This is a genomic window from Spirosoma endophyticum, assembly GCF_900112365.1.
Classification (GTDB): Bacteria; Bacteroidota; Bacteroidia; order Cytophagales; family Spirosomataceae; genus Spirosoma; species Spirosoma endophyticum.
Genome location: NZ_FOLQ01000009.1, coordinates 212,020 through 227,700, shown reverse-complemented (window position 1 = coordinate 227,700; position 15,681 = coordinate 212,020). Strand labels below are relative to the sequence as shown.

Here is a 15,681-nt window from a genome sequence, read left to right as displayed (position 1 = left end):
GAGGTTGTGGGATGTATTTTTCATCGACTCATCAAGATCGTTCCTTCATTGAGCACGCCAATGCTTGGATCGACGGCTTCAAAGCCATGTTAGTACGGTTTGAATTTTCGGTGAAAAATTGGATGAGCCTATGTTTTATCGCATTCTCAGACATTTTCCTACGAAAAATCAACCGGAAACTGAAAGTCAAAACAGCTTCAATGAAAAAAATGATATACCTTGCAAAATTATAAAAGAAAAATTTAAATTTTTCGTAAATGGCCACGACAATAAAAACCCATGCTATCCGCTGTATTCAAAATGAGAAAGAGTTTTTCATTACCGTACTTGACAGTAAAGTACTTGCAGAAGTATGTTATGTTGCCCGTAGAGAAGAAAACAACAAGAAAGGATTTCAAAGAGTTCTAAACGAGGCAAGAGCAAAAGATATAGCAAAATATATGAATGAAGAAGAGGGGGTGTTACCATCTCCTCTAATAGTTAGTGCTCAAGATAATTCAAGATTTACATATGAAGACAACTATATTAGCTTCGTATCAAATGCAAATAGTTTTTTAGTTCTTGATGGTCAACATCGATTATATGGGTTGTTCAAGTCAGAAAACAATTACCATATGCCTGTTGTAATTTTCAACAATTTAAAAACTAATGAAGAAGTTAATTTATTTATTGACATAAATACAACTCAACGTGGAGTGCCAACTACATTATTATTGGACATTAAAAGCCTAAGCGGCAAAGAAACCAAAAAAGAAGAAAAGCAAAGAGAATTATTTGATAAATTAAATAAAGAGAGCGTAATGGCGGGTTTTATGTCTCCTTCAAGGACTAAGGTAGGATATATTACACGTGTAACTTTCAATAAAGCAACAAATATGCTTTTTGAAAGTGGGTATTTCCAAGATCAAACGGTAGAAGTTATTTTTAATGCTGTCAAAAATTATTTGCAGGCAGTCGAAATGGTTTTCACAACTAGTAAGTCTAGCCGAGCTAAACTTACTAATTCAACCTTATTTAGGGCGGTTTTTGAGATTTTCAATGATGTTACAGAAAGAACCTTAATAGAATTTAAAGATTTGAAAGTTGATTCTTTCTACTCTACACTTGAACCTATATCAAAACTTAATTTTGATAATTATACCGGGTCAAGTAATTCTTTATTAATTACTGTTGTATCTGATATGAAAAAAGAATTAAATCCTTCTTTAAAGCAAGCTTTTACTTTAAATAATAATATTTTCTGATGGCTATTGAATTATTCGGTAAAAACTACTTTAAATTGCGTAACGAATACATTATCCCTCTAATAACATACAGCGTTTCGTTAAAGAAAATCGACAACTGGAATCTTAAAAAGTTTTTAGCAGAGGAAGTACAAGGAGTGAATCGTGTAGGTGATACATATGATCTCGTTTACGATTCAGCTAAGTTTTATAGTTGTCTGGTTGCAGAGATAGAACATTTCTATACGAAAGCAGTGCTACAACTTATTGACTTACAAAAATCAAATAATTTAACCTCACCGATTTGGTCCGCAGTAACTCAATATTATTTTAGTTTTTTTTCAGCAACGCTTTTACTAAGAATTACGCGTAAAGGGTTTGTATTTTTCGATAAAGAGCAACTAAATAATTTAAGCAACAATATCAATTTTTTCACAAGCTCTAGTATCAGTTTAGAGAGTAGCAATTATTTTTTTGATTTTATTGAAGAAACTACTACTGGTACAGTAATTGTAAAGCTTGTTAACAAAGGTGAAGGTGTACATAAACTCACTTGGTTTGAAGCAAAGAAATTTTTAGATACATCTTCAAGAAATTGTGGTAATGATGAAAAAACAATTATTAAAAGTTTAATTAGCTTATGCTCTGCATATAAAAGTAACTTCCCAGCAGACGTGAGAAATTCAATTAATTACCAAGGCCCGTATGCGATACAATCTATTCGGAAAACTATTTATCCAATTGCGTGTGATTATTCTTTAGATAACATTTTAAAGGAGCTCGTTAATATAAATCCGTTAAGTGGTGATGAAATTAATAAAAAAATCCGCTGTTCTTCTTTATACGGATACTATCTTTTTTTGATTGCTAACAGATTATACAACGAGTATTTAGAAAGAAGCGGAAAAAGTAAATATTTTGAAACTTTACGCAATCAATATTATCAGTCAAAAGATTTTGAATTAGGTAAGTATTTAGTATAGGACTATGAATAAACATGTGAGAAGGTTATTGACTAATATCTAATTCTTTTTTCTTATTAAGTTTATAATAAAAATAATGATAACTGAACGGCGCTCCTAAATATTTCACATTGCTTTTATTTGAATTTTTGATTTTCATGCTTTCAATTGTAAGGTTACTTAAACGTTTTTTTATTAGAAATATACATTTACTTCTGTTTCTATCCAATCTTTTTAATTGATACTTAACAATATCATTTTGATTTAAAGCTTTAAAACCGTTTGTCCAGCATAAATCAAAAGCTTGATCTTTGGTATGCAATTTTAAACGACCAACGGACATACTAATTAATCGGTTTTGGATAGCATGAATGTGATGTTCTCTAGATTTTAACGAAACACTATTTATGTCTACACTATCAGTATCTGGATAGTAATTATTTATATTTTGCTCTAAAGCGCTTAAGACCTCATTAATTTCTTTTTTCTGTTTTTTTAATTCTTTTTCTAATGAATGTTTTCTTATTCTAATAAAACCATCATAACGCATTTGATAACCCACAAATGAAAGCCAAGGAACGTTACTTATGAGAGCATTTTTATCAGCCCATTTATATGGGTCTTTGGATTTATTTTTTTTATCCCAAAACTCTCTGCCATATTCTTTTAGAGGATTTGATCTATGAATTAATAGTTTTTGATTAGCAATTTCTGTCTGATATGTCTTCAATGCCATTTGGCATTTTTCTTTTTCTGGATGAATAATTATCATATCATCACAGTAACGTATATATAATAGATTTTTGTCGCTTTTATTGTTAATCACAGATTTATCTACCTCATTCATTATTAAATTAGCGATAAAGCATGAAATTGCCCCCCCTTGAGGAACCCCAATTCTTTCTTTATGGATTCCCGATTCCTCATAAAAATCAATTAAAAGTCTTTCATCTGGCCAAGGGAAATAGCAACCAGCAAGTGCAGTATTTTCAAAAAACTCTGAATTGTTTTTGATTAATACATTGTGATTAAATGAGTATGATAATAGATAGCTTTCGAATAGTGTCAGTGCATTATTGTCTAGAGGTATTTTGTAGTCTTTTATGTTTTTATGAAGAGTAGTAAGGACAAGTTTATGATTTACACAGTCAAAAAACTTTACTATATCACATTCTGCAACCCACAGATCCGAAGAATTATTTTGCTTATATTCTATTATTCTTTTTATCGCATCATGATGAGTTACCGACTGTGTTCTGTTTCTTACCGATCTAAAAGCATAAGAACAGTCTAGAAAATAGTCATCAAACAAATCGGTAAAATATTTTGCTGTTAAGCTTATGATTATCTTATCTTTCAAACTATAAATAGAAAGAGCCCTACATTCGATACAGTCTTTTTTGTCTTCTTTCTTTACAGCTTTAATAATTGGAGCATCAATTATATTCTTATTTGGATTGTGAACAGAGTCGTTAATTACTTCAATAAATTCACAAAGGCTTATAAACCAAATAGGTTTTTCGTCGTTATGACAACCTGAGTATTTTTTATACGCAAATTTGATCGTATTTTTTATAGAAGCTATAGTTAGTGTCTGCGAATTTTTATGTTTGGCTCGCTCGTCTTTACAGGGCCTTTTCCATTGTCTCCTAGGAGGGAGTAGAGAATTAATTTCTGTATTGTTATTAGCTTGTTTGGCAATGTTTCGTTTAGCAATACTTGCCACACTTATTTCTCTAAATAAATGATGCTTATGTTTACTTCTTGCAACTTTTACTCTATACTTGCATAGAAGGTCTATGATTTTTTCATCTGTAAAATATTCTTCAAAGTATATTTTATTTAAATTTTTAAATTGTGGAGTAGCGGAATCTAATTCAGGGAAATGTTCTGACATATTTCAGTGTAGAGATTAACGGACGGTGGCCTCTACGTGACCAAGCTCTTAAACCCGCCTATACTTGGTGCTTTTTAGGGCCCCCTTCACTACTCCACATTCAAATCTATAATTTGCAAGTTAAAATGCAAGCGTCTATTCGATGAATAATTTTGACAAGATTATAGTTTCTTTTTACAAAAATATATATTCCACTAATAGTCAAACGATTAGCCTTCATGAGGCATTACTAAAGATACAAAACGACGAATTTAGAGACATAATTCTTGATTGTAGGAAGTTTATACTTACAAACGATATCAAATCTTATAAAGCGTCAAAGATTCAATTACCTGCTGTTGCTTTTAGCGGGCTTTTTAGCGCTTCGCGTAAAAGTGAAGCCTTAGTGAAATATTCAAACTTATTAGTAATTGATGTTGATGGCATTAATTCTAGTGAAGTTCAGGAGATCAAAATGTTGATAGCCTCAGATAAACATATTTTTGCTTCTTGGATATCACCTTCTGGCAAAGGGGTAAAAGCTTTAATATCAGTGATTTCTACGCAGCATGAGCATAAGCAATGCTTTGACGCTTTGTATTATTATTTTTTTAGTACTTACAACATATCTATTGATAAAAGTGGTAGTGATATATGTAGACTATGCTTTTTTTCACATGACAAAGATCTAATATTTAAACCCACTTCTGTACCATTTGATTTTAATCTATATCCTGTTCCAAAAACTTCAAATCATTCTAAAACTAATTTAGAACTCAAGAGTGTGGTTGCATACCAAGCTAATGAGAGACGGGCTTATTATGATACATCTGATAGAAATAACTCCAAAGATCGCCATGCTATTGGGGCCATCATTAAATATCTTAAAAAAAGAAGGCTTTCAATTACTAACACATACGAGAATTGGTATCGTGTTGCGCTTTCTATAGCAGATACATTTACTTTAGAGATTGGCTTAAAATACTATATGTCACTATGCGAGTTAGATGGTGAATTACATGATGAGTATAAGAGCGCAAAGCTCTTAGAATACTGTTATAGAAATCGCCGTCCTTCGGAAATTAAATTTGCAACGATTGTATTTCTAGCTCAGGCTCAAGGATTCAAATTCAAAAACTCAAAATAAAAATTAACGAAACGATTACTAACTAAAAGATATCTACTAGTAAGCATAAGTGTCAGATCCAATCCATTTCGTACACCATCCTACAAACAAAAAGCCGCAACCAACTGTCTTACAGTTAATTGCGACTTAATTATGTGCCGAAGGCGAGACTCGAACTCGCATGTCCGTAAAGACACACGCCCCTGAAACGTGCGTGTCTACCAATTTCACCACTTCGGCAGCTCGTTTCCCCGTGTTGGGATGGCAAAGATACGGTTCTCACGTCTGATCGCGCAAGCCTTTTGTCGAAATTTTTTCGATCCTACCGATCAAATAGAAGCCGCTGACCCGGTTTTTCCGTCAAAAACTGGCCGTTTTGATAGATTAATTCGCCCGATACGATGGTATGTGTAACGCTGGCGCCGAACGTATGCCCTTCCAACGGCGACCAACCACACTGATACAGAATGTTTTGCTTAGAAACGGTGGTCGTATGTCGCGCATCCACCAACACCAGATCGGCCCAGTAGCCTTCACGGACGTAGCCACGCCGGTCAATCTGAAAACAGTCTGCGGGTGCGTGGGACATTTTCCGGACAACGGTTTCAAGCGAGATTTTACCCTGCTTTACAAAATCGAGCATTAGCAACAGGGGATGCTGTACCAATGGCAAGCCTGAGGGCGCCTGCCAGTAGCCCTGCTGCTTTTCAGCCCAGGTGTGGGGAGCATGATCGGTAGCAATAATATCCAGCCGGTCGTCTAAAAGGGCAGCGAACAGGGCCTCTTTATGGTGCGGAGCCTTTATGGCCGGATTGCACTTGATTTGATTCCCCAGCCTTGTGTAATCACTACTGTCGAACCAGAGGTGATGCACGCAGACTTCAGCGGTGATCCGTTTTTGAGTAAGGGGCAGGTCATTATCAAAAAGAGCCAGTTCGTCGGCTGTCGAGATATGCAGTACGTGCAGCCGGGCGTTATGCTGCCGGGCCAGCCCAACAGCCAGCGACGATGAGGTCATACACGCGGCCTCATTACGTATCAACGGGTGCAGTGCCGCCGTGGCTTCGTCACCGTAGTTTTCCCGATAGTATTCAGTGTTGGCACGAATCGTAGCTTCATCTTCGCAATGGGTCGCAATAAGCATCGGGCTCTGGCTAAACAAGCTATTCAGCACCTGTTCATTATCAACCAGCATATTGCCTGTCGATGAGCCCATAAATACCTTAATACCGCAAACGGTACGGGGATCGGTACGTAGCACCTCGGCAAGGTTATCGTTCGAGGCACCCATGAAAAATGAATAATTCGCCAACGACGTCCGGGCGGCAATCGCGTATTTATCAGCCAGTAACTCCTGCGTCAGTGCATTTGGGACCGTATTCGGCATTTCCATAAAACTGGTCACTCCGCCAGCCACAGCCGCCCGCGCTTCTGAATGGATCGTTGCTTTATGCGTTAAGCCCGGTTCACGAAAATGCACCTGATCATCAATGACACCCGGCAGCAAGTATTGACCATTAGCATCAATGACCTGATTAACGCCATCGTCAGACAGGCCTGATTTGATCTGGGCAATGAAGCCGTTTTCTACGAGTACGTCGGTCTCAATGGTACGTCCCTCGTTAACTAAGCGCGCATTACGAATCAGGAGTTTACTCATAGTAAGCGCGCGGCTTCTTTAGCAAAATAGGTCAAAATCACATTGGCACCGGCCCGTTTAATGGCCATCAGCGATTCCATCATCGCCCGTTCGCCGTCGAGCCAGCCGTTTTGCGCGGCCGCTTTAATCATGGCGTATTCACCACTTACGTTATAGGCGGCAATGGGCAAATGAAAGTTATCGTTCAGCAGTTTGATAATGTCCAGGTAGGCCAGCGCGGGTTTAACCATCAAAAAATCAGCACCTTCCTCATAATCAAGCTGGGCTTCAATGAGGGCTTCCCGACTATTGGCCGGATTCATCTGGTACGTCTTTTTATCGCCAAATTTCGGCGCTGAGTTAAGCGCATCACGGAAGGGCCCATAGAAGGCACTCGCGTATTTAGCGGCATAGGACATAATTGCTACGTCGTGAAAGCCGCCCTCGTCCAGTACCTGCCGAATGTAACCCACGCGGCCATCCATCATGTCGGACGGGCCAACGATAGTAGCGCCCGCCTGTGCCTGCGCGAGAGCCATTTTACCCAACACGTCCAGCGTAGCGTCGTTCAGAATTTTGCCATCCTCAACAATACCATCGTGCCCATCGGAACTGTAGGGGTCCATCGCGACGTCGGTCATAATGACAACATCAGGAAACCGATTTTTTATGGTCCTGATGGCTTGCAGGTATAGACCGTCGGGATTGTAGCTCTCAGTGGCGTATTTATCTTTCTTCGCGTCAGACAGGTTAGGAAACAGGTCAAACGATTTGACCCCCAGATCAACACATTCCTGAATTTCCTCCAGCAATAAATCGAGCGAGTACCGATGAATGCCCGGCATTGACACCACTTCCGAGCGAACGTTCTGTCCTTCGGTAATGAAGATTGGTAATATAAAATCAGTAACCGACAGGCGGGTTTCCTGCACCATATCGCGGATAACGGCCGATTGGCGATTCCGACGAGGACGACGTATTAAGTTCATAGTTAGTCTATAGTCGCTGGTTGTCAGTCCATAGTAAACCTAATTACTGGTGCCATTGACTGACGACTGGCAGCTATTTTTATACAATCAATTTAAATCCTTCGCCGTGTACGTTAACAAGCTGAACTGCGGGGTCTTCCTTGAGGTATTTGCGCAGTTTCGTTACGTACACGTCCATGCTTCGGGCGTTAAAATAAGAATCATCCCCCCAAACCATTTTCAATGCAAAACTACGACTGACGGGTTGATTCAGGTTCTGTGCCAGCAACTTTAATAACTCTGATTCCTTGCTGGTTAGTTTCTGAGGCACGCCGTCGGCGGTATCTGCTGATTGATTTTCGGTCGCCCGAGAGAGCAGTTGGTGCGGGTAATCAAATGAAAATGAGCCAATTTGATAAACACTCGGCTCGACTGAATCCGTTGACCGCTGATACCGGCGGAGAATCGCCTGGATACGTAGCAACAGTTCCTCCATGCTGAAGGGTTTGGTCATGTAATCATCCCCGCCCACCTTGAATCCCTGAATTGTATCTTCCTGCATGGATTTAGCCGTCAGAAAAATAATGGGAACGTCGCGGTGATCCATCCGTACTTCCTTCGCCAGTGTGAAGCCGTCTTTCTTGGGCATCATGACGTCGAAAATGCAGAGGTCGTATTTACCTGCCATGAATAGCTGTAGACCCTGATTCCCATCAGTGGCGCGGTCCGTTTTATAGCCTTTCATGGTCAGGTATTCCTGCACCAGGGTACCCAGATTGGGATCGTCTTCAACAAGGAGAATGGTTGGCATACGTGTAAAGAGTGAAAGAATGAAAGAGTGAAAGAGCGACCCAGCGTGGCGGTGAAAACCTAACGCGCCAGCTATTCGCTCTTTCACTCTTTCATTCTTTCACTTGTTTTATAAGGTAAAATCACTTCAAATGAACTTCCCTTGCCGGGATGGCTTTCGACATGAATCTGGCCGTGGTGTTCGTCAATCATTTTTTTAACGTAGCTGAGACCAAGGCCAAACCCTTTCACATCATGCCGGTTTCCGGTAGGCACCCGGTAAAATTTTTCAAAGATTCGACTCAACTGATCTTTTGTCATCCCAATGCCCTGATCGGCAACCGTAATGCTGACGCCCTCCGGTAAACTACGCGTACTGAGTGTAATATGCGGACTTTCGGGCGAGTATTTCAGGGCATTATCAAGGAGGTTATATACAATGTTCGTCAAGTGCAGTTCATCGGCTTCAACGACTTCCTGATCAGCATCGAAGTGTAGATCAAGTTCACCCCCGCGCTGCTCAATCTGCAAACCAAGGTTATTCAGGACTTTTTCCACTACGTCATGCACATTAACTGGCGAGAAATTGAGCTTAATCTCGCCCCGGTCCAGTAACGCCATTTGCAACACTTTCTCTACGTGCGAACCAAGCCGCCGGGTTTCATCCCGGATAATGCCCATGTAGCGGGTCAGCCGCTGGTCAGGTTTTGTAGCAAGTTCGGGTGAAGTATCATATTCATTTTCTGCTACGTAGGCTGGCCGCAATTGTTCCTGTGCCATTTCGACGGCCAGCGAGATTGTCGAAATGGGCGTTTTGAACTCGTGGGTCATATTGTTGATGAAGTCGTTCTTAATGTCAGCCAGTTTCTTTTGCCTGACAATCGTACTGATGGCAATGTAGAAACACGCCAGAATGACCAGAATCAACACGACGGATGCGCCAAATGTAAAACCCAACTGACCTAGAATAAACTGCTGCTGGGTAGGGAAATAGACATATACGTAGTTGCCCGTTTCAATAAAATTATTGGGAAAAAGAGCCGCTTTGTAGCCATCAACATCGAATTGCTGAGCCCCCATACCCAGCGACGTAAACAGGAACTGTGGTTGTTTACGCGTTCGAACCGCATACGCAAATGGAATATTGATCCCCCGCTCAACTAATGCCTGCCGGAGTAACGTATCGATTGCCATTCGGTTAACACGGTCTTCAACCGGGCGATCAGACAGTAATAGGCCTTTCAATATATCCTTGATCCGGTGTGCCTGTTCTTCGGCCCGATGCTGGCTCATGCTTGCTGGGCGCGTAATCAATCCGGAATTGGCAGAGGCTAGAGCGTTATCTTGCTGAGCTTTCCGTAATTGTGTAGCCTTGGCACGTTTTCTATGGGCGCGCGCTATTGAATCATTCTGACGGGCCAACTGATCTACCTGAGAGTTGATTCGGTTGAGTTCATTGATATATATTTTTTCAGCCCATGCATTAAACTGGTCCTGTTGAGCCAATTGCGTTTGCCAGTCGCCAACAGCCATCAACTCTTCCTGCTTGCGAAAAAACTCTTCAACAATGGCCGTTTGCTCAGGCGATAACGGCTGTACAATTGGATGCAACACATCCGACTGTACCACCATCGTGCCCGCTGGAGACAGTTGTCGTGTACCTCCCTGCCTGCCCGACATAGCATAATCCCCTGGCTTCGACTGCGCCAGGTAATCGGATTGAGCAGGCATATTATGTTGGGTAGGCGGTTTCTTATTTACCGCTTTGTCTTCCTTTTTAGCAATCGCCATCAGCCTGCTCTGTTGCTCACGAGCCTGGTATCGCTGTTTTGTTAAATAAAGTATTTCCTGGCGTTCCAGCGTCCGGACAACTTCCTGGAGGGCGTCGGTCACTTTATAGGCAAATTGTTCTTTCTGCAATTGCAGCGCACTGCCAATCCAGTAGAGCTGCAGGCCAACCAGACCCAACAGCCCTATGGTCATCAGGGCTACAATCCAGCGTATGCGTTGTTTAGACATTTTTTTTACTCCTCATGCAACCTTACCCTAACTTTTACATCTATAAGAAAGCCATCGTGGTGGTCAGTAAAAGTACGAACCCCTACGGCTACAGATTGGCTCGTTAACAAACTTTAACAACCCCAGTATCAATCGATTTCGCGACGTACTGTTCTTTGTTCCCAATTATCTACTGCTATGAAAAAAACAGTTTTTGTAGGTTCCCGGTTCGTTCCGGCTCTATTGTTGATAGCCACGCTAAGTGGGGTTGCCACGGCTCAAAAGTCAGCATCTCCATCGCCCAAGTCAGAGAAAAATGACCTGAATGTCAGAATCATCGAACGTAATGGCAGCGAGGCTCGGGAAGTTGAACGCACGTATCATATTGACGGCATGAGTGAGTCTGAGCGCGACAAATTGGTAACAAAACTAGTCGATTCGCTTAAAGCGACCCGGAAAGGGGGTGGCCAACGCCAGATGACAATCATTGTCGAAGATACTAATGGAGACCAACGTGTTACCCGTGAACGGCTTAAACTGGATAAGCGCCGTGTTCCCGCCGATGCGTACGCACTACGTGGCCGGATTCCTAAATCCAATCAAGACTTCTGGAACAATCAGAACTGGCGCTACGAGTTTCGTAAAGGGACCGATTCACTCGCTGACCAACTCAATCGGTTTAAATTTCAAATTCCCAGAGATTTTGACCGGCAGATCGCCCGGCCTTTTGAAGATTGGGCTCGTAATTTGAATGGAAAACCATCGACCATTCGTGGACTGGATGCGTATCCTAATAACCCCGACCATAATCAACTAAATGTTCGCTTCACAGCACCAGCCAAAGGCGACATCAGCATTATTGTCACAAATCCGAAGGGAAAAGAAGTGGCAAAACGTGAAATCAAAGATTTTTCAGGCGAGTTCGTCGGACAAATTGATTTAGGCAAGAATACACAGGGAACCTATTTTATTACCGTCACTCAAAACGAGGATGGTGCCGTAAAACGGATTGTCGTGGAATAAGACCGGGAAATGGCGATTGGGTAATCAATTTAATTAGCGACCAATCGCCATTTCTGCCTGATCATGAAAAAATAATTTAAAAAAATATAGTACTATGCATTGCAAGATACCAATCTAAACCTATATCTTTGCATAGTAATTAAATCTAAAGGTCATGAAAACCCTCCTAATTGTCGGAATCTTACTGGTAGGCATAAGCGGACAGGCATTGAGCATGGGGCATCCGCACAATATGTTTGCCGCCCGGAAGCAATTACGTGCCAAAACATCGACATCAGTCGTTAGAACTAAAACGTCAGTCTTTTCAGGCTTACAGCAGACCGTTCAGGTAGCCAAGACCACAGTTGGTGATCGCTTGATAGCCGTGCTTTCTCATGTGCGTCCAACGCAAGCCTATTAATTTATTATTTTCCTTCAGTGCCATCAGACGTTTTTTGTTGCGACACACGAGCGCACTACGTCTATTTCTTCTCTTTGTCCATCCAGGACGCTCTTTACATAACGTATTGATTACGTTATATTAAGGGCCACAAAAAGCTGACCAACTGCAGTCAGTTTCTCTCTCAGCCAGGGCTTCGGGAACTTACCGAATAATAAATCACTATATAAATACTTGCCCACCTCGCTTGGATAAATCAAGATTACTCATTTTTAATTTTGTATTAATCCGTTGCGAATATCATTTAATCTACATTATTTCGTTAAAAACTTAGACAATTCAACGACAGCTCTTAGTTTTTGATAGGATTAGGCTATTTTTATGGTTTGGCCCGAAACCATCGATTGCTGACCGTACCCTTTTACTTACCGAGTGCCCATGCGGAACATTGTTGTACGACCCATTTTACTTGTCGGCCTCCTGTTCGTCAGTCTAGTAACTGCGTTTGGATTAATGAAACCGGGTCGCCATATGTGGGCCCGGCTCTCTCATAAGGCACATTCAAAAACGACTCACAAGCGGGTAATACCTCACGTTGCTCCTAAAGCGGTTATTGAGCCCTATGTCTATGGACCAGCAGCTAAGCCGGTTGAGGTGTTTACCATGACAGACAGTGGTCAGCACTGGGTAGATAGTGTGTTTCATACGCTAACGCCAGAGCAAAAGGTCGGACAGTTTTTCATGGTAGCGACGTTCTCCAACCGCCATGAAAATCATTATCAGTACATTGATCATCTGATCCAGAGCAATAATATTGGCGGTTTAATTTTCTTTCAGGGGGGGCCTTATCGGCAAGCAGCCCTAACGAACCGCTATCAGGCTGAGTCAAAAGTACCTTTGCTCATTGGCATTGATGGCGAATGGGGTTTGGGCATGCGTCTGGACAGCACCATGGAATTCCCCAAGCAAATGTCGCTGGGTGCCATTCGAAATAACGAAGTGATTTACCGAATGGGCGCCGAAATCGGTCGGCAGTGCCAGCGACTGGGTATTCACATCAACTTTGCCCCCGTCTCCGATATTAATAGCAATCCTACTAATCCGGTTATCGGGATTCGATCATTTGGGGAATCGAAGGAGAACGTAGCACTCAAGGCATCGGCCTACATGCGAGGCTTGCAGCAAACACACGTTATTGCAACAGCCAAACATTTTCCCGGTCACGGCGATAGCAATGCAGATTCACATCACACGTTGCCAACCATCAGCCGGTCGTCGGAGCAGATGCGGGAAATTGACCTCTATCCATTCCGCAAACTCATTGCCGATAGCCTGATGGGTGTCGTGACGGGGCATCTGCACGTACCGGTCATGGACAATACGCCCGCCCTGGCGGCTACGTTGTCGGAAAAGATTGTTACTGAACTATTAAAAAAAGAGTTAGGCTTCCGGGGTCTGGTCTTCACGGATGCCCTGAATATGGGTGGCATCAGTAGCCGATCGCCGAAGGCACTGGACGTTAATCTGCGGGCCTTAATTGCAGGCAACGACATTCTGCTTTATCCTGAAAACGTTCGGGACGCCACCACAAACATTTTAAATGCTGTTCAGCAGGGTATTATCACGCAGGAGTTTATTGACGAAAAAGTCAAAAAAATCCTGCGGGCAAAATATTGGGCGGGCCTCAATAACTACAAGCCAATCAATCTTGGCAATCTGGCCGCCGACCTGAATTCTCCCGAAGCCGAATTGCTGAAGCAGGAACTTTGCGAACAGTCGGTTACCGTGGCCGATAATAAGAATGATCTTCTTCCGCTGAATCGGTTAGATACCTTACGGTTAGCATCGATTGCCATTGGTGCTGAGCCAGGCAACGTATTTCAAAAGACGCTGAACCAATATGCGCCGTTTCAGACAGTTGCTTTTCCAGGCAAATTAGCTTCCGAAATTGACCTGAATAACGCACTGGCTCAGCTTGGCGATGTCAATACGGTGGTGGTTAGCTTTCATAAGATGAGCGAGTCCGCTTCGCGGAAATATGGCATTACCAAACCTTCACTTGATTTAATCACACGGCTGAAACAGCGGGGTATAAAAGTGATCGTTACCGCCTTCGGATCACCCTACAGTTTGACTCAGTTCGCCGGTGCCGATGCATTGGTTTGTGCTTATCAGGAACTTGATGATATGCAACGCGTTGTGCCACAAGTCTTGTTCGGAGGATTGGGGGCTCGGGGCATGCTACCCATTTCAACGGGTGACATGAAAGTGGGGATGGGCCTGACGTTAAATCCCGAAGGGCGGCTTTCGTCGGGATCACCGGAGAGCGTCGGGATGAAGTCTACGGTTCTAAACCAGATCGACGCGATCGTGCAGGGTGCCGTCAAGAATCACGTAGTGCCTGGCTGTGAGGTCCTGGTCGCCCGGAAAGGAAAGATTGTGTACAGCAAAAATTTTGGCGCGCTGACCTATTCCCCCGGTGCTGAAAAAGTAACCGATGAGACGTTGTATGATCTGGCTTCGCTCACTAAAGTACTGGCTACATTACAATCCGTGATGGTGCTGTATGACCGGAAGCAGATTGATCTGAGTCAGAAAGCATCGTTCTACTTACCCGAGCTACGAAATACGAACAAGCAAAACATTATCCTTCAGGATCTGCTCTGGCATCAATCGGGTATGGTATCATACTACCCGACTAGTTGGGATCGTACCCGATTGCCAGGCGGGGGATTGAAAGCCGAGTATTATTCCGCAACCCGCGATAGTCTGCATACGCTTCAGATTGCGCCAACGCTCTGGGGTGTGCCAGCGCTACGAGATTCCGTTTGGAAATGGGTAGTTCACTCGCCAATGTCGAAAAAAATGGACGAATCGGGCAAACCCGCTTACATTTATAGCGACCTGAACTTCCTGACATTGCAGAAAATTGTGGAGCGCGTTAGTAAGGAGCCTTTAGATAAGTTCGTTACAGAAAACGTATACAAACCACTGGGTCTGCATCAACTCGGCTTTACACCTTTACTACGTCTTCCGCACCCACAATGTGCACCAACGGAGCAGGATACGTACTACCGGAATCAGTTATTGATGGGCACTGTTCATGACCAGATGGCGGCTGTGCAAGGGGGAATTTCGGGCCATGCCGGACTTTTCGGTAATGCCCACGACATCGCGACCCTATTGCAAATGAATCTTCAGAAAGGCGTATATGGCGAACAGCGCATCTTTCAGCCAATGACGGTTCCTTATTTCACCCAAACCCTGAGTAATCGTAGTCATCGCTCACTGGGTTGGGACAAGCCAAATCCTGAAAGTGCGAGTAGTGTGTACATGGCCCAGCAAGCATCTCCCCGCTCATTCGGGCATACGGGCTTCACCGGTAATGTCGTTTGGGTTGATCCCGACGAAGATCTGATATTTGTTTTCCTGTCTAATCGTATTTATCCCACAGCCGGGAATACGTCTATTAATACCACGAAGCTTCGCCGACGGATTCACGAGGTAATTTACAGCGCCATTCAATAATATTCCGCGGCCTTCAACCAGACGATAAAAGTAAGAAGACTACCTGCCGGTCTTTTATGGTTGATTTTTATCCTGATAGAAACCAATCCATTTTTTTCCTCATTGGCAATCATCGTACTGGTTGCTGCTTATCTCTATATCGACTGAACACTGTTGTTGTCTGAGTGCCA

General features: G+C 42.5%; 11 protein-coding genes and 1 tRNA gene. 6 read left to right on the top strand and 6 right to left on the bottom strand.

What is annotated here, in order from left to right:
- Window positions 1-257 precede the first annotated feature (257 nt).
- Window positions 258-1,244: a DGQHR domain-containing protein gene (locus BM202_RS21985; RefSeq protein WP_093830125.1), complete on the top strand. Its 987-nt coding sequence runs from the start codon at window positions 258-260 to the stop codon at window positions 1,242-1,244.
- Complete coding sequence (locus BM202_RS21980) at window positions 1,244-2,206, top strand: hypothetical protein (RefSeq protein WP_093830123.1); 963 nt, start codon at window positions 1,244-1,246, stop codon at window positions 2,204-2,206. The genes BM202_RS21985 and BM202_RS21980 overlap by 1 nt, the downstream gene beginning before the upstream one ends.
- Window positions 2,207-2,231: 25 nt before the next feature.
- Here BM202_RS21980 and BM202_RS21975 read toward each other — a convergent pair whose 3' ends face one another.
- Window positions 2,232-4,082 (bottom strand): reverse transcriptase/maturase family protein, encoded by a 1,851-nt coding sequence (locus BM202_RS21975; protein WP_093830121.1) that lies wholly within the window; start codon window positions 4,080-4,082, stop codon window positions 2,232-2,234.
- A 142-nt stretch (window positions 4,083-4,224) separates the two neighbouring features.
- On the opposite strand from BM202_RS21975, the gene BM202_RS21970 reads away from it, so the two are divergent.
- Window positions 4,225-5,208 (top strand): BT4734/BF3469 family protein, encoded by a 984-nt coding sequence (locus BM202_RS21970; protein ID WP_093830119.1) that lies wholly within the window; start codon window positions 4,225-4,227, stop codon window positions 5,206-5,208.
- Window positions 5,209-5,343: 135 nt separating this feature from the next.
- Here BM202_RS21970 and BM202_RS21965 read toward each other — a convergent pair.
- From BM202_RS21965 to BM202_RS21945, 5 genes are all read right to left on the bottom strand, one after another.
- Window positions 5,344-5,427, bottom strand: a tRNA-Leu gene (locus BM202_RS21965).
- Between the two features lie 82 nt (window positions 5,428-5,509).
- Complete coding sequence (locus tag BM202_RS21960; RefSeq protein ID WP_093830117.1) at window positions 5,510-6,847, bottom strand: dihydroorotase; 1,338 nt, start codon at window positions 6,845-6,847, stop codon at window positions 5,510-5,512.
- A complete protein-coding gene (gene hemB, locus BM202_RS21955; protein ID WP_093830115.1) occupies window positions 6,844-7,815 on the bottom strand; it encodes a porphobilinogen synthase in 972 nt (323 codons plus the stop codon). Before hemB ends, BM202_RS21960 begins: the two co-directional genes overlap by 4 nt.
- A 79-nt stretch (window positions 7,816-7,894) precedes the next feature.
- A complete protein-coding gene (locus BM202_RS21950) occupies window positions 7,895-8,605 on the bottom strand; it encodes a response regulator transcription factor (RefSeq protein WP_093830113.1) in 711 nt (236 codons plus the stop codon).
- An 83-nt stretch (window positions 8,606-8,688) separates the two neighbouring features.
- The gene (locus BM202_RS21945; RefSeq protein WP_093830111.1) at window positions 8,689-10,602 is read right to left on the bottom strand and encodes a sensor histidine kinase; all 1,914 of its coding nucleotides are present in this window, start codon (window positions 10,600-10,602) and stop codon (window positions 8,689-8,691) included.
- Between the two features lie 177 nt (window positions 10,603-10,779).
- Here BM202_RS21945 and BM202_RS21940 point away from each other — a divergent pair, with 177 nt between their 5' ends.
- The 3 genes from BM202_RS21940 (at window position 10,780) to BM202_RS21930 (ending at window position 15,511) form a co-directional block, all read left to right on the top strand.
- The gene (locus tag BM202_RS21940) at window positions 10,780-11,604 is read left to right on the top strand and encodes a T9SS type A sorting domain-containing protein (protein ID WP_093830109.1); all 825 of its coding nucleotides are present in this window, start codon (window positions 10,780-10,782) and stop codon (window positions 11,602-11,604) included.
- 154 nt (window positions 11,605-11,758) lie between these two features.
- On the top strand, window positions 11,759-12,004 hold the full coding sequence (locus BM202_RS21935) for a hypothetical protein (RefSeq protein ID WP_093830107.1): 246 nt from the start codon (window positions 11,759-11,761) through the stop codon (window positions 12,002-12,004).
- Between the two features lie 417 nt (window positions 12,005-12,421).
- The gene (locus BM202_RS21930; RefSeq protein WP_093830105.1) at window positions 12,422-15,511 is read left to right on the top strand and encodes a serine hydrolase domain-containing protein; all 3,090 of its coding nucleotides are present in this window, start codon (window positions 12,422-12,424) and stop codon (window positions 15,509-15,511) included.
- The last annotated feature ends 170 nt before the right edge of the window (window positions 15,512-15,681 follow it).

Excerpts from the sequence above, each read along its gene's own strand:
- BM202_RS21940 (WP_093830109.1), top strand. The coding sequence starts at position 10,780 with ATGAAAAAAACAGTTTTTGTAGGTTCCCGGTTCGTTCCGGCTCTATTG.
- hemB (WP_093830115.1), bottom strand. The coding sequence starts at position 7,815 with ATGAACTTAATACGTCGTCCTCGTCGGAATCGCCAATCGGCCGTTATC.
- BM202_RS21950 (WP_093830113.1), bottom strand. The coding sequence starts at position 8,605 with ATGCCAACCATTCTCCTTGTTGAAGACGATCCCAATCTGGGTACCCTG.
- BM202_RS21985 (WP_093830125.1), top strand. The coding sequence starts at position 258 with ATGGCCACGACAATAAAAACCCATGCTATCCGCTGTATTCAAAATGAG.
- BM202_RS21930 (WP_093830105.1), top strand. The coding sequence starts at position 12,422 with ATGCGGAACATTGTTGTACGACCCATTTTACTTGTCGGCCTCCTGTTC.
- BM202_RS21980 (WP_093830123.1), top strand. The coding sequence starts at position 1,244 with ATGGCTATTGAATTATTCGGTAAAAACTACTTTAAATTGCGTAACGAA.
- BM202_RS21960 (WP_093830117.1), bottom strand. The coding sequence starts at position 6,847 with ATGAGTAAACTCCTGATTCGTAATGCGCGCTTAGTTAACGAGGGACGT.
- BM202_RS21970 (WP_093830119.1), top strand. The coding sequence starts at position 4,225 with ATGAATAATTTTGACAAGATTATAGTTTCTTTTTACAAAAATATATAT.
- BM202_RS21935 (WP_093830107.1), top strand. The coding sequence starts at position 11,759 with ATGAAAACCCTCCTAATTGTCGGAATCTTACTGGTAGGCATAAGCGGA.
- BM202_RS21945 (WP_093830111.1), bottom strand. The coding sequence starts at position 10,602 with ATGTCTAAACAACGCATACGCTGGATTGTAGCCCTGATGACCATAGGG.
- BM202_RS21975 (WP_093830121.1), bottom strand. The coding sequence starts at position 4,082 with ATGTCAGAACATTTCCCTGAATTAGATTCCGCTACTCCACAATTTAAA.